This window comes from Serratia sp. UGAL515B_01 (assembly GCF_033095805.1).
Lineage (GTDB): Bacteria > Pseudomonadota > Gammaproteobacteria > Enterobacterales > Enterobacteriaceae > Chania.
Map to the genome: position 1 here is coordinate 3,431,645 of NZ_CP109901.1, position 15,034 is coordinate 3,446,678.

10 protein-coding genes are annotated in these 15,034 nt (G+C 49.3%); 1 reads left to right on the forward strand and 9 read right to left on the reverse strand.

What is annotated here, in order from left to right; genetic code table 11:
* Positions 1–346: 346 nt before the first annotated feature.
* The 9 genes from tldD to csrD all read right to left on the reverse strand — a co-directional run bounded on the left by tldD (position 347) and on the right by csrD (position 13,582).
* Positions 347–1,792, reverse strand: coding sequence for a metalloprotease TldD (gene tldD / locus OK023_RS15465; protein WP_317693571.1), 1,446 nt, complete (start codon positions 1,790–1,792; stop codon positions 347–349).
* Between the two features lie 7 nt (positions 1,793–1,799).
* Positions 1,800–2,660, reverse strand: a complete 861-nt coding sequence (nit1, locus tag OK023_RS15470) for a deaminated glutathione amidase (RefSeq protein WP_317693572.1) — start codon at positions 2,658–2,660, stop codon at positions 1,800–1,802.
* On the reverse strand, positions 2,657–6,466 hold the full coding sequence (gene yhdP / locus OK023_RS15475) for an AsmA2 domain-containing protein YhdP (RefSeq protein WP_317693573.1): 3,810 nt from the start codon (positions 6,464–6,466) through the stop codon (positions 2,657–2,659). Before yhdP ends, nit1 begins: the two co-directional genes overlap by 4 nt.
* 106 nt (positions 6,467–6,572) lie before the next feature.
* A complete protein-coding gene (gene rng / locus OK023_RS15480; RefSeq protein WP_317693574.1) occupies positions 6,573–8,042 on the reverse strand; it encodes a ribonuclease G in 1,470 nt (489 codons plus the stop codon).
* A 65-nt stretch (positions 8,043–8,107) separates the two neighbouring features.
* Positions 8,108–8,692, reverse strand: coding sequence for a Maf family protein (locus OK023_RS15485; RefSeq protein ID WP_317693575.1), 585 nt, complete (start codon positions 8,690–8,692; stop codon positions 8,108–8,110).
* Between the two features lie 10 nt (positions 8,693–8,702).
* The gene (mreD, locus tag OK023_RS15490) at positions 8,703–9,191 is read right to left on the reverse strand and encodes a rod shape-determining protein MreD (protein ID WP_317693576.1); all 489 of its coding nucleotides are present in this window, start codon (positions 9,189–9,191) and stop codon (positions 8,703–8,705) included.
* Complete coding sequence (mreC, locus tag OK023_RS15495; protein ID WP_317693578.1) at positions 9,188–10,189, reverse strand: rod shape-determining protein MreC; 1,002 nt, start codon at positions 10,187–10,189, stop codon at positions 9,188–9,190. Before mreC ends, mreD begins: the two co-directional genes overlap by 4 nt.
* A gap of 97 nt (positions 10,190–10,286) precedes the next feature.
* The gene (gene mreB / locus OK023_RS15500) at positions 10,287–11,330 is read right to left on the reverse strand and encodes a rod shape-determining protein MreB (protein ID WP_021180765.1); all 1,044 of its coding nucleotides are present in this window, start codon (positions 11,328–11,330) and stop codon (positions 10,287–10,289) included.
* 320 nt (positions 11,331–11,650) lie between these two features.
* Entirely contained in the window at positions 11,651–13,582 is a 1,932-nt protein-coding gene (gene csrD, locus OK023_RS15505; RefSeq protein WP_317693582.1) for an RNase E specificity factor CsrD, read from the reverse strand.
* Positions 13,583–13,969: 387 nt separating this feature from the next.
* On the opposite strand from csrD, the gene OK023_RS15510 reads away from it, so the two are divergent.
* Positions 13,970–14,947, forward strand: coding sequence for an MDR family oxidoreductase (locus OK023_RS15510; RefSeq protein ID WP_317693583.1), 978 nt, complete (start codon positions 13,970–13,972; stop codon positions 14,945–14,947).
* Positions 14,948–15,034 lie beyond the last annotated feature (87 nt).

Here is a 15,034-nt window from a genome sequence, read left to right on the forward strand (position 1 = left end):
CAAAATAATTCGAGTTGCTTGTAGGCGGCAACAGAGCTAAGCCCCAGAACTTACTCAGGTAAGTGACTAAGGTGAACGAAGGCAGTCAACACCCAAGCAACTTGAAGTATGACGAGCATACTCTAAATATTTAGAATGACATGAAAGCAGTGAGCTCAAGAAGCATTAATCACAAGAGGATTTTAACTCTGTTTATTGTGCCTAAAGGAGCTAAATAACGGCAGGTAAAGTGCTACAGCTGAGAGTAAAATAGTGTTAAGCACAACTATTTAAGCACGGTGATGGGCTCAGTATTACAGATAACAAGTAACGCCCCTGGCCTACACACCAAGGGCTTATGCTGTGATTAGGCAGTACCACCTACGGTTAATGAATCCAGTTTTAACGTTGGCTGACCAACTCCCACAGGAAGGCTTTGACCTTCTTTACCACAAACACCAACTCCTTTATCGAGGGCCAGATCGTTACCCACCATGGAAATTTGCTGCATCGCCTCAATGCCGGAACCAATCAGTGTGGCACCTTTTACTGGTTTGGTAAGACGACCATTTTCGATCAGATAGGCTTCAGAGGTTGAGAACACGAACTTGCCCGAAGTGATATCTACCTGACCACCACCAAAGTTTGGCGCATACAAGCCATACTCCACGCTAGAGATAATATCCTCTGGCGTCGAACGCCCTGCTAACATATAGGTATTTGTCATACGCGGCATAGGCAAATGAGCGTAAGACTCACGGCGACCGTTACCCGTAGGAGCTAAGCCCATCAGACGCGCATTGAGTTTATCCTGCATGTAGCCTTTGAGAATACCATTTTCGATCAACACGTTATACTGTCCTGGAACGCCTTCATCATCAATAGCCAGCGAACCACGGCGGCCCTGAAGAGTACCATCATCTACTACTGTGCAGAGTTCCGAAGCGACCAGTTTACCCATCTGACCACTGAACACCGAGGTACCACGGCGGTTAAAGTCGCCTTCCAGTCCATGCCCAACCGCTTCGTGTAACAACACTCCTGGCCAACCAGCCCCTAACACTACCGGCATGGTACCAGCGGGGGCTGCAATTGCAGAGAGATTGATCAGCGCCATACGTACGGCTTCTTTGGCATAAACGTCGGCACGCACTTCACCATCAACGCTTTCCAGGAAATAGTCATAACCGAAACGGCCACCGCCACCACTGGCCCCACGTTCACGTTTACCATCTTCTTCAACCAGAACACTGACAGAAAAACGTACTAATGGACGCACATCCGCTGCTAACGTGCCGTCTGTCGCAGCCACCAGTACCAACTCATATACCCCGGTGATGCTGGCCGTCACTTCCTGCACGCGCTTGTCAGCAGCACGCGCCACTTTATCGACACGGTGCAGCAAGGCAATCTTTTCTTCACGTGGCAGGCTTTGCAATGGATCGAGCGGCGAATAAAGTGCTTGATGACCAATCTCACCCAGTGTTTTCACCTTGCCGTTGCCACTTTCGCGCACAATGCTGCGAGCAGCATTGGCACTTTGATTCAAGGCATTGAGGGTGATCTGATCTGCATAGGCAAAACCGGTCTTTTCACCACTGACTGCACGTACGCCAACGCCCTGATCAATATGGTAAGAACCCTCTTTAATAATGCCATCCTCGATCATCCAGGACTCATGGTAGCTGGATTGAAAGTAGAGATCGGCATAGTCGAGGCGGCGTTCGGCCAGTTGACCCAATACCGAGAAAAGGTCTTGATGACTCAGCTTATTCACAGCGAGTAACTGCTCACTGACAAACGTCAAACTCATAGTGTTATCACTCTTTGTTGGAGGAAGATTTTTCAACCGGCGCAATCACCGACGGTTGAAATCGATTGTGCTGCATCACCGGCATCTGCCCGCGAATCGTTTTCAACATACCTCGATCCACACGCACTCTCAGTGCTGAGACCGCATCAGCATTTTCTGCCAACACGTTTCCCCAGCCATCAACCGCCAAAGTATGCCCCCAAGTGCGGCGTGTAGCTCCGTGACGCCCCACCTGTGCAGGAGCCAGGATCACACACTGATTCTCGATAGCACGTGCACGTAGCAGGATCTCCCAATGCGCCTCACCGGTAACGCGAGTGAATGCTGCTGGTACAGTGATCAGTTCCGCCCCCTGTGCACGTAGTGCCTGATACAAACCAGGAAAACGCAAATCGTAGCAAATAGTCATGCCGAGACGCCCTACGGGGGTGTCGACAACCGTCAATTGCTGGCCATGCTGATAGGTATCTGACTCACGGTAACGCGCGTGCATATCGTTAATATCAACATCAAACATATGCATTTTGTCGTAACGACCTCGAATTACCCCTTTGTCGTCAAAAAGTAGGCTACTGCTAGTCATGCGCTGTGGGTCTTCACGGCTAATCAGCGGCATAGAACCAATCAACAACCAAACACCATAACGCCTAGCCAAATCACCTACGGCCTGTTGCAACGGGCCATTACCCTCTTTTTCTGCATGTTCACGGTAGGCTGCAGCATTCGCAAACAACAACGCGTTTTCTGGCGTCATGACCAGCTTTATGCCAGCATTGAGCTGCTTGATTTGCTGCTCAATCTGAGCCAAATTGTTTCGCACCTGTTCAGTGCTGCACAGTTGTAGCAATGCAACATTAGCATTTTTCATGGTGCCTTATCCTCTTTTGGCTTGCGTGACACCTCATTTACAGTGGGTTTATCCAGGCTACCGGTAATGTTGTAGCGGATAAATGAGATCTTATTCCACAGCGGCGACAACACCCTAGAAGCGGCAAAAACCGCAGCGCCAACAATCGGGTTAATGACAAAAGCCGTGGCTACTCCAACCGTTGCCGAAATTTCTGGCGCTATCACCGCCTGCATGTCAATCTGCCGACGCACCAAATCAATTTGGCCACTCATGGCAATGTCGGCAGATAAACCATCAATCAGAAGGTTATCTGTACGCATTATGCCATCTTTCGCCTGGACAATGCCGCGTATGGAATCAAAGTACAAACCGTTGCCAAAAGTATTTCTGAAATCGAACCTTAATTTGCGCAATAGAGCGTCAAAGCTGACTAGGCGCAATATCTGCCCGGCACGTCCACCAATATCATCTACCTCACCTTTCCCCAGATTGATCTTCATGGTGCCATTCAGCGTATCAATCTGCGGCGCCCAAGGTTGTCCGTGCCAGTTCATATCAAAATCAATATCATAAGGTGCATCTTTCAACGGGATGATCACGCCAAAGAATCTGGCAGTCTGGTCAATTTGTTTTCCCTGTAGTTTGCCTTTTAACGAACTACGTTCTTCATGGCCATTCTGTTTCCATTGACCGGTCGCATTTACGCGTCCATAGCCGGTATCAAGCAGGGCATGTTCCAATACTAGGGAGTCACCCCGGTGTTTAACATCTGCTTCAACCTTGCCAAGATTTTGTCCCATTAGCCAACAGGATGTACAACGCAGCGTTAGTGAAGGCCACTCATGAAAAGAGACATTTTCAGTCTTAGCTAGCGAATTAGTCGCCTCTTTATTGTTCTTATCGTCTGAAAACTGAGGATTGTAATATAGATACCCGAGATCCAGCCGCCATAAGCCGTTATTCGGCATAGACAGACTACCTTCGATTTCCTTACCCTTAGCCGTGACGGTTGTACCCGCCACCCGCTGTTCCACTACGAGTTGAAGTTTATGCCAGGCTTGTCCACCCACGATCAATTGAGGGGTGCTAAGTGCTACGCTGGTCGGGAAATTGAAACCTTTAACCTTGCCTGTACTTCCTTCAGGTTTCATCGCGGTTTTCAACAATGCTAACCATTGTTCGCCGTTCAGTGCGGGCAGGTTAAGTGACAGTGACTCATCTTTGGGTAATTCAGGAAGGCGATTACTACCGGTTTGCCATACGCCACGTGTCAATGTTACCTGCTGTTTGGCCAATAGCCATTCGCTGTTGAAGTGATTTTGTTCGCCGACGCTGCCATTAAGCACAAATCCATGCAGCCCCCCTTTTACCTTCACACCGACTGCTAAAGCCTCTCCTGCTTTCTTATCAAGCGGAGCAGGTAAGTGACTATTCACTTTTTTCAGATCGGCATTAATACCGATGTCATAACTGGGATTGCCCTTATGCGGCAAATCGATCGCTGCCTGCCCTTGCCAAGCAACACTACCGTCGAGCGTTTTGGCAATGTCAGGTGGTATACCTTCAATGCTGGCCGGTTGCCAGTTCCCTTTCAACCCAATATTGACCTGATAACGTTGTTTGTCTTCCAAGGTGTCGAAGTGGATAACCAACGGTTGCCCAAACCAATGTGCCGTTAGGGTATCACCCTCCAGATTGCCGTTATTAAACCGGAATTTTCCACTTACTCTCTCTAACTGACTCCCTAGGGGGTTGATTCGTAATGCGTTGTTATTGAGAGTCACTTCACCCTTAGCTAGGACCTTTTCACCATTTAAGGGTATCTCTAGGTGTAAGCGCCCACTTACACTACCACCAACCTGCAGCTCACCTAACGCAGAACCTACCGAATCATCCAGCGGCGTTTGTTTAAAATAATCGTGTATATCCTGTCCGTCGCCGGTAACTTCGGCATCGACAAACAGCTTTTCCTTCAGATAATCCGGAATAACAGCCGCAATATTCCGACCGGCTACCTTACCAAGATAGGCCTGCGGTGCATTCATCTGCAAACCATTGTTGGCAAAATCAAGATCGATTGCCAAATCATTCAGCGCCGGCCAGTCTGGCTGGAACTGAAAGGTCGCGTGACGCAATGGGACATAAACCTGGAACTGACCATCATTCTCCTTGTAAGGGAAATGACGGGGATTGCCAGCATAGATAAGAGTGGCATTATCTGCCTGGCCTCCCTGTATCGCCCCAGTAAGATAGTCTACCAAATGCTTTCCCATCAGAGGTTCTGGGAAATAACGCCAGGCATCGGCCCCATCGAACAAACGAATACCTGCCAGGATATCCAACCAAGGTTCACCGTTGGCAGGCTGTTGGTAACGGAAATCACCGTTAACCCATAAAGACTTGGCTTTCACATCCAACCCTTTACTGGCGATTTGCCACCCATTGGCATTGTATTGCCAACTCAAAGCCCCCTTCGCACTGTTTATTTGCAACGGTGCACGGAACATATCACCGTAAGGCATTGTGCTGTTGTTAAGACCCAAAGTTAGACGGCCATTTTCTACACTCCCCGAGAGTGTGCCAGAAAAGTGATTTATACCCGGTAGGAATTGCCAGTGCTGCCAGCTAAGATCCTGCCAAAAGGCCTGAAAACGCGTTTTTTCCGGCTGTTTCAGCGGTATGTCCAACGCTAACGCCTTGAGATTTCCCTGGGGTTGCAGATCTTTCCAGCGCTCAAGTATATTTGGGCTGAGGAAAGAAAAAGTAGGAAGTAGCGCTTCAAGACGCTCAAGCTGGATACCCACAGCGCGAATGCGTAGCTCTTCGTTCTGATTTGGCCCCATAAACCCGGTATTCTCTGGCAACCATAATGCGATAAATGTTCCTGGAGCCCAGGCCTGTCCGTCAGTTTTCAGGTTCAGCTGCGGGACATTAACCTGCCAGCCGTTACCCACACGCTCTAGCGCCAATGCTAGATTATCAACCGCCAAATTGTGTTGCTCGTTACTACTTGACCAACTGGCTACCCCTTGTTTGAGTAAGGCGTTAGCACCGTATATTTCACCATTCTGGATATTCAGCCAGGCTGAAAGGCTAAAATCTGCGCTTTCCAGGCCCGTGTTGATTCTCAGCCAACGGCTGAACCACGGCTTCATGTCAATATTATCGGCCTGCATATAGACTGTGCCGGTATTCAACAACCCTTGTTCATCACGCAAATCCAGACGCAACTGCACGACACCATGCTGACCATTTAGCGTAGAAAGACTGAGTTGACCTTCAGCTCGATGGCGATTATGGCTATTGAGCCAGGTCATCTGTGGAATGTGGAATTCTGCGCGTGCCCCTGACGGCGTCAGGAAAGAAACGCGGCTATTACGAAGATCAAAACGACCGAGTTGGTAAAGGAACAAATCGCTCACGCTGCTCGGTGTAATGGTATTTCCATTATTTTCACTACCACCGAGAGTGGTATTAAGATCAAGCTGAAACTGATGAAAGGTAAGATCGCGGAACTGCCAGCGAAGGTGAAGCAGTGATTGCCACACATCCAACGCCAACGTAACTCGTGCAATTTTCATCGAACTTTGTGGCAGAGTGAGGTGGATATTGTGCACTTCCAACGTTGGCCCAAAAGTCTCCCAACTGCCTTGAACAAAATCGGCGTCAACTGGCACCCCAGAGATTGCCTGCAATTGTACCAGAATTTGCGGACGGAAATGATTCAGCTCAGGCAGGACTAAGCGCAACCCACTGATCAGCAACGCCACAACGACAATCAAAATGGCGCCTGTAGCTAACAGGATCCCGGGCAGTCGCCTCACATATTTCTCCTTGTTTCCGTTGACTGGCAACAGAAATTCTTCTGCACTCGCAGGCTTAGCATGCTGCCCCCCTACAATGTAGGTGTTTTATTTACCCGCAAGCGGATTACATCATTACCACGTCAAACTGTTCTTGGCTGTATAGCGGTTCGATCTGGACCTTAACCTGTTTACCAACAAAGATTTCTACTTCAGCCAGCGCGTGTGATTCTTCACCTTTCAGTGCCTCACCTACAGCAGCAGACGCGTAGACCAGGAAACGGTCTGAATCATAGGCATGATGAACACGTACAACCTCACGCATGATCTCATAACAAACGGTTTCAACCGTTTTGACCGTCCCGCGCCCCTGACACGTAGGGCAATCGTTACACAGCACATGCTCAATACTTTCACGCGTACGTTTACGCGTCATTTCAACTAATCCTAGTTGAGAAAAGCCGTTAATCGTGGTTTTTACGCGATCTTTGCTCAATGCCTGTTCTAGCGAGTGCAATACACGTCGGCGGTGCTCTTCATTAATCATATCAATGAAATCAATGATGATGATGCCACCCAGATTACGCAGCCGTAATTGACGAGCAATTGCCTGTGTCGCTTCAATGTTAGTGTTGAAGATGGTTTCTTCAAGATTACGGTGACCAACAAACGCACCAGTATTAATATCCACAGTGGTCATAGCTTCGGTTTGATCGATGATAAGGTAGCCACCCGATTTTAATTCGACCTTGCGCTCCAACGCCCGCTGGATCTCATTCTCAACATCATACAGATCGAAAATCGGCTGACTGCCAGTGTATAGCTCCAGTTTCTTGGTGATATCAGGTATATACTCGCCTGTGAATTCAACCAACTGATCATGCGTCAGGCGGGAGTCAACGCGGATACGGTCCAGTGCTGCGCCCGCAAAATCACGCAGGATACGCTGCGCCAGCGCCAGTTCACCGTAAAGCTTATATTTGGTCTGGTTACGCTTCTTACGTTCCATTACCTTAATCCACAAACGCTTAAGGAAAGCGGCGTCCTGCGCTAATTCCTCCTCGCCAATCCCCTCAGCTGCGGTGCGAATGATAAAGCCACCCAGTTCATCACAATATCCTGCCACAGCACGTTTCAAGCGTTCGCGTTCAGCTTCACTTTCAATACGCTGGGAAACACCTACGTGTGCCGCTCCTGGCATAAATACCAGATAGCGTGAAGGTAAAGTGATATCTGTAGTAAGGCGCGCACCTTTGGTGCCCAGCGGATCTTTCACCACCTGGACCATCAAATCCTGTCCCTGACGCACAAGTTCAGCGATGTCACGCACATGGAAGTTCTTTTGCTCATCGCCGGCGACACATTCGGTGTGCGGCATAATATCCGAAGCGTGCAGGAAGGCGGCTTTATCTAGGCCAATGTCGACAAAAGCGGCCTGCATGCCAGGTAAAACACGACTGACTCGGCCTTTATAAATATTACCGACGATGCCACGTTTGGCTTCACGCTCTATATGGATTTCTTGCAGAATACCACCGTCTATATAGGCAACTCGCGTTTCAGAAGGTGTGATATTAACCAGTAGTTCAGCTGTCATGCTTTCTCCTCAGAACCGATGAACGCCTTTATGCTATGTATGGCAAAGGGGCAAGAATCATGCCCTCAAACGGTTCTTATATCTCGTAATGCGACAAAGTTACTGAGCAGCTCATATGTTTCGACCAACGGCAACCCCATTACCGCATGATAACTTCCGGTTATCGTTCTAACGAAACACCCACCCTTGCCTTGAATTCCATAAGCACCCGCTTTATCCATCGGTTCGCCCGTTGCAATGTAGTCGTGAATATCCTGCTGTGACAAATTGCGAAACGTGACATCGGTACTCACCAATTGACATTGGACATTGTGTCTATCGGCAATCGCGACGGCTGTCATCACACGATGCTGTTTACCGGATAACGCGGCCAACATCTGTGCCGCATGCGCTTCATCACGTGGTTTTTCCAGTACTTGCCCGTTCAGTACCACAATCGTATCGGCACCCAACACTGGCCAATCCTGCTGCACCATATCCACACCGGCCCTGGCTTTATCCTGCGCCAGACGACAAACGTAATCCTCGGCGGTTTCTCCCGTCAAACGCTGTTCTTTTGTATTCGTCAGGATCACTTCAAACGGAAAACCAAGCAGGGTCAACAATTCATGTCTGCGCGGGGAGCCGGAAGCAAGATATAGCGAGAACATTAATATAACCTCATTGCACGGCAAACTGGCGGCGGATCTTACGCATCAAGAGGAATAGCCACGGCCAAAGTACACCGTTTACGACACTGCTCCAGAACATCTCAGGGTGAAAAGAAACGTTGATAACTAAAAACTCAGCCCAGAAAACGACAACATCCAGCGCTAACGATAACAACACTACGATCAGCGCTTGCTGCCACAGTGCCATATTGCGAAATAATTGGAATTTGAACGCGACCAGATAAGCAATGATCCCCATCGCAAGTGCACGCACGCCGAGCGTAGACCCGAGAACCAGGTCCATGATCAACCCCAGAACAAAACCTGTGCCAACATTAACCCGATGCGGTAACGCCATCACCCAGTAAGTCAGAATAAGCAACAACCAAGAAGGCCGAAACATATAGATTTGCTCCGGCCAGGGCATGATTTGCAGCACGAGCGCCACTAAAAATGATAACCAGATTATCCAACGTCCGTTGCTGCGGTAGCGGTTCATCGTGTAGCTCCGGTTCGGGCGGGATCACTGCTGGCGACCGGCGGTAAATTGCTGCTAACCTCTGGTGCTGGTGGCCCCATAACATCAACCGGTGGCAAGACCTGTGGCAACATCTGCATCAACCGCTCATTTGCGACACGGTGCACATCCTCAGGCGGCAGGGGCATATCTCCATTGCGATCGGCACCCCACAGCAACAACAGATAACGCAAACGTTGCAAACCTGCTGTCGGTCGTGCCTGAATAACGGTATAGGCACGCTGATTGTCTACTTTCACAGAAGAAACTACTGCAACCGGGTAGCCTTCGGGAAAACGCCCCCCCAGGCCTGAAGTCACCAGCACATCCCCCACACGGATATCTGTATTACCCGGCAAATGTTCAAGCTGCAAATCATCGGCACAACCACTTCCCGCAGCGATCACGCGAATATCGTTACGCAAAACCTGGATCGGTAACGCATGAGAAGCATCACAAATCAACAAGACACGGCTGGTCTTTTTAGCCACCGCAACAACCTGCCCGACCACGCCTTTATCGCTGATCACCGGTTGGCCTTCATAAACACCGTTATCAGACCCTTTATCGATCACGACCTGATCGCTATAAGGGTCAGAACCAGTCGACATCACCTGAGTGACCATTTTGTGTTCGTCCTGACGCAAAGGCGAACCCAACAATTCACGCAGACGAGCATTTTCCTGTTTAAATTGGCCAAGAAGAAGTATATCGCTGTTTTTAAGCAGTAATTCTTGCCGTAGAGCACGGTTTTCCAATTCCAACTGTTGGCGGGTAGCCAGCGTTTCCGAAACGCTGTCCAAAACTTTACGTGGTCCATTAGCCAAAAAGTAAAAAGGGCTGACTGCGGTATCCATGTAGTTTCGTATTGTAACGAAAGTACCGAGCCGGCTATCTGCAACGATCAGGGCTATTGCCGCAATCACTGCCAAGAGAAGGCGTAGCTGCAGGGAAGGCCCCCTGCTGAAAATCGGCTTCATAAATTATGCGCGTTCCTCGACAACAAAATGTGGAATCGCCCCAGATGCTTTACGATTGCTATCATCTGAATCGATCCCATCACTCTTGGGCTGCTGACTATTCTTCGCTGAACAAATCGCCGCCATGCATGTCGATCATTTCCAACGCCTTTCCACCACCACGAGCAACGCAGGTAAGTGGATCTTCTGCAACCACAACCGGGATACCGGTTTCTTCCATCAGCAGACGATCAAGGTTACGCAGCAGTGCGCCCCCCCCAGTCAGCACCATACCGCGTTCAGAGATATCAGAAGCCAGTTCCGGTGGGCACTGTTCAAGTGCAACCATCACCGCACTGACGATACCGGTCAACGGTTCTTGTAAGGCTTCGAGGATTTCATTGGAGTTCATGGTGAAACCGCGTGGTACGCCCTCTGCCAGATTGCGTCCACGGACTTCGATTTCACGGACCTCATCATCGGGATAGGCGGAACCGATACCATGCTTGATGCGTTCCGCAGTCGCTTCGCCAATCAGTGAGCCATAGTTACGACGCACATAATTAATGATTGCTTCATCAAAACGATCGCCGCCAATACGAACAGAAGAAGAATACACCACACCGTTTAGCGAGATCACAGCGACTTCTGTTGTACCACCACCAATATCAACAACCATAGAACCGGTTGCTTCCGACACAGGTAGTCCGGCACCAATAGCTGCAGCCATAGGCTCTTCAATCAGGAACACTTCACGTGCACCAGCACCCTGCGCGGACTCACGAATAGCGCGGCGCTCAACCTGAGTGGCACCAACAGGCACACAAACCAGCACTCGCGGGCTTGGGCGCATAAAACTGTTGCTGTGAACCTGTTTGATAAAATGCTGCAACATTTTTTCTGTCACGAAGAAGTCAGCAATAACGCCGTCTTTCATCGGGCGAATAGCAGCGATATTGCCAGGCGTACGCCCCAGCATCTGTTTGGCATCATGGCCCACAGCCGCAACGCTCTTGGGTGAACCAGCACGATCTTGGCGAATGGCAACCACCGAAGGTTCATTCAATACAATGCCTTGTCCTTTAACATAAATAAGGGTATTGGCGGTACCCAAGTCGATGGACAAGTCATTGGAAAACATGCCACGAAATTTCTTAAACATAACGAAAGGATAATCCTGCAAGCTGGGGGCGGAAAATAAAATCCGCCTACTTTACCAACCACACGAAGCAGCGACAAGGCGCAGAAATGTTCTACTTCGGTGAAAAATAGTCTGCGTTATTTATGACCGGAAGTACGGAAAACGAAAGGGGTCTGAAATCCCTTAACAAAGGCTCAGTTTTCCACCAAATCAACATACTTTCGGTGTAACACAGCTCGTAAAATCTAACATTCTCCCTGATTGTCACCGGTGGTAAACACCTACTGACGCCCACAGGAAAGGACGAACCATTCTACGTTAATTTTTGCCCGGTCATCAGGTTAAACATGATAACGGCGCGAATATTTTTTGCGGTTGAGATCAATCGGCTCGGGCGAAGCAAAAAAGTCGCCTTGTCCACCAAGTATCCCACGTTCTTTTAACGTCTGCCATTCGTTACGCGTACGCACGCTGGCGGCAAAAACCTTCGCACGAGTCCCTTCGCAAGCACCTGTCAGGCTCTGAACAAACAACTTGTTTTCATCACGGCGGTCAATACTCCGCACCAAGCCTGGGTGGAGCTTGACGATCTCCACAGGTAGCGACTTAATATACGAGGTACTAACTACGGTTAACCCAGCCTGAGAAACCGCAAGTCGGCATCCCAATCCGCTAAGTAATCGCAACACTGGACGCAAACGGTCGATATGTTGACACATATCAGCCTCAGCAAGTTCAATGAGAATTCGTTGACGATGACTTTTTTCACACTGTAACAGGGTATCACGCAGCCAGCGTTGAAAACTGTTCTGCAATAATGAATCAACACACAATGGAAATGCCAGCGTCTCTTCAGGCCAGAGGGCCAATAACGGAATAATCTGATTTATCTGCAGACGATCATAGTTCTCTGCCAGTCCGAACTGTTTTATCAACGGCATAAACTCAGCGGGCAGTAGCTCTTGTGTACCATCATAAATCCGGCTCATAATCTCACGGTGATGTACCTCGCCTTCAACCGTAACGGCCGGTTTTTGGTACAACCGTGGTCCACCACGCGCTAACACCTGTTCGAGCAACGTTCGCCATTTTACACTCCCGCGCCCTTTCTCAGGAACATTACTGTCATAAACATACCAGCCGTTTTCACCCTGCAAAGTAGCATGCCGAGTAGCCTGCTCAGCATAATCGATAACTTGTTCCGCTGTTTGCCCACTGCGGTAAGCAACAATACCTATGTGTAGGAAGGCGTCACGGTCGATTAACGCAGTTGACGGCAACGAATCGATGGCATTGACCAGCTGTGCTGCAATAACATCGGCTTCTTTCAGAGTGCGATGGGGCAGCAATACCGTAAAATCGCTGTGGAAATAACGAGCTAGCAATGCAGCTGGGTAACGCATGACGAAAGTAGATAGCAGGTTGACCAGCGAGAACATCAGTTCCTGTACCGCCGAGTTGCCATGAACTCCACGCAAGGTATCGAAATCAGGTAAACGTACCATCATCACAATCCCGTGTGAGCCTTCGTCTTCTAGTTGAGTAGTCAGCTGATTATCAAAGAATAACCGGTTATTCAGACCGGTTTTGGCATCTTGCGCGGTAAAAGCCCGGATCAGCGTATCAACTCGGCTACGTTCCTCACGTGCTTCAACCAGGTCCGCCAACAGGCGGTCCAATGCGCTACTCACACTGGCTGGCCATTCGCGCACATCGCCCTTAAGTACTTCTTCGCGTTCACCGTTGAGAATGCGCCGAGCACGGCGTTCAAGACGCTCTTCACCAACAGCCTGTTCACGCAACCAGCGTAAGCTGAACAGCAAGATCATCAGCATAAGAATGATCGACACCGTCATCGCTGCTGTCGACTTTAATGAACGCACATCGCTGGCAAACGGATCAAGATAAGTCACCTTCAACTTAACCCCAGGATGCTGCATCATTTCCAACGAAACTTGCCGATAATCGTAAGCCGCATTCCAAGGAAGTTTTATCTTCGGCAATTGGTAAGAGAAAAGATTGCTGGTTTCCGTCTCTGCACTGATTGAAACAATACCCAATGAACGCATCACCAAAGGTAACCAGCTAGGATGTTCTTGCACTGGCTCAAGCAACATTGCCTGATCGAGAGAGGTTGCCAGTGCTTCAAGGCGACGTTCCATGCGGTCCTGAGTGACATAGAAAAAACTGTATGAGCACCCCATCAGCATTAAGAACATAGCCAGTACGACGAGCAGGGTAATTAGTGCAGAGAGTTTGGTTGTGAATCTCATCCCTGTGCCTTGTTCGCAATGATTGTGTGAATAGTTACCTTTTGATGTATACCCAAGCTACTTCAAGATACCAGGTTGTTGGCTGAACCCATTCGCCCTAGTCAGGACGCTGTTTATACTGCTCAAGCCCCAGAGCTTACCACCTGCAACTAGAATTATTCAGAGTACAAAGGCCCGCTACCGCTTAAATAGATACAATACGATAACCTGATTTTAAAATTATAAGAGCGTACCCTTTCCCTTAACAAGGGTCAGGTTATCTTTACCGGCCTATCAAGCATAGGCAATAATGAAAAAAACAACTTAACACCTTTTTTGTCTTTATATCAGGGCATACATTCTTGTTAACACATTCATATAAAATATGAAATCAAGGGAAAAATCGACATGCGTGCACTGCTATTGGAAAAACAAAACGAACAGACTCTCGCACTCGTTAAAGATATCGACAGCGCTCATTTACCAGAGGGGGACGTGACTGTCGACATTAACTGGTCAAGCCTTAACTACAAGGATGCCCTGGCAATTACCGGCAAAGGCAAAATTATCCGTAACTTCCCGATGATACCTGGTATCGATTTTGCGGGACGGGTCAACAACAGTAAAAACCCACGTTTTAAAGTGGGCCAAAGCGTGGTACTCACCGGCTGGGGCGTAGGTGAGAATCACTGGGGAGGATTGGCAGAACAGGCCCGCGTTTCCGAGGAATGGTTGATCCCTCTCCCTAAAGCACTGAGTGAACGTAAAGCCATGATCCTTGGCACGGCAGGATTTACCGCCATGCTGTGCGTGATGGCACTGGAGGAAGGCGGTGTAAAACCAGAGGAGGGTAACATCTTGGTTACTGGCGCCAGCGGCGGGGTTGGCAGTACAGCGATCGCCTTGCTTACCGCCTTGGGCTACAGCGTCACAGCGCTCAGCGGTCGCGATAGCAATACAGACTATCTGAAATCCTTAGGGGCCAAGGAAGTCTTGCCACGTAGAGACTACGTCGAAGCAGCGCGACCGTTAGAAAAACAGCTTTGGGCAGGGGCTATCGATACCGTAGGTAACAAGTTGCTGGCCCGCGTTCTGGCACAGATGAATTACAACGGCACCGTTGCTGCCTGCGGTTTGGCTGGCGGATACCTACTACCCACAACCGTCATGCCTTTCATTCTGCGCAACGTTCGCCTGCAGGGCATTGATTCGGTACATACACCGCTGCATCGACGTCAAACCGCCTGGGAACGTATGGCCACGCTCTTGCCAGAGCATTTTTACGAACAGGCAACGCAGGAAATTATGCTGGAGGACGTACCCGCTGCCGCTGCCGCGCTAATGAATAACCAAATTACAGGCCGCACTTTAGTAAAAATCCGCTGAATGGCAGGGGTTCAATGGTTGTGCACCCGACGTTTTAGCTGTGTTCCCTGCTTTTCTGCCGGCCATAACGACTCGCAGAGGAACACA

Bases quoted from the DNA above. Each gene is read 5' to 3' on its own strand.
- tldD (WP_317693571.1), bottom strand. From the start codon at position 1,792: ATGAGTTTGACGTTTGTCAGTGAGCAGTTACTCGCTGTGAATAAGCTG.
- nit1 (WP_317693572.1), bottom strand. From the start codon at position 2,660: ATGAAAAATGCTAATGTTGCATTGCTACAACTGTGCAGCACTGAACAG.
- rng (WP_317693574.1), bottom strand. From the start codon at position 8,042: ATGACAGCTGAACTACTGGTTAATATCACACCTTCTGAAACGCGAGTT.
- OK023_RS15485 (WP_317693575.1), bottom strand. From the start codon at position 8,692: ATGTTCTCGCTATATCTTGCTTCCGGCTCCCCGCGCAGACATGAATTG.
- mreD (WP_317693576.1), bottom strand. From the start codon at position 9,191: ATGAACCGCTACCGCAGCAACGGACGTTGGATAATCTGGTTATCATTT.
- mreC (WP_317693578.1), bottom strand. From the start codon at position 10,189: ATGAAGCCGATTTTCAGCAGGGGGCCTTCCCTGCAGCTACGCCTTCTC.
- mreB (WP_021180765.1), bottom strand. From the start codon at position 11,330: ATGTTTAAGAAATTTCGTGGCATGTTTTCCAATGACTTGTCCATCGAC.
- csrD (WP_317693582.1), bottom strand. From the start codon at position 13,582: ATGAGATTCACAACCAAACTCTCTGCACTAATTACCCTGCTCGTCGTA.
- OK023_RS15510 (WP_317693583.1), top strand. From the start codon at position 13,970: ATGCGTGCACTGCTATTGGAAAAACAAAACGAACAGACTCTCGCACTC.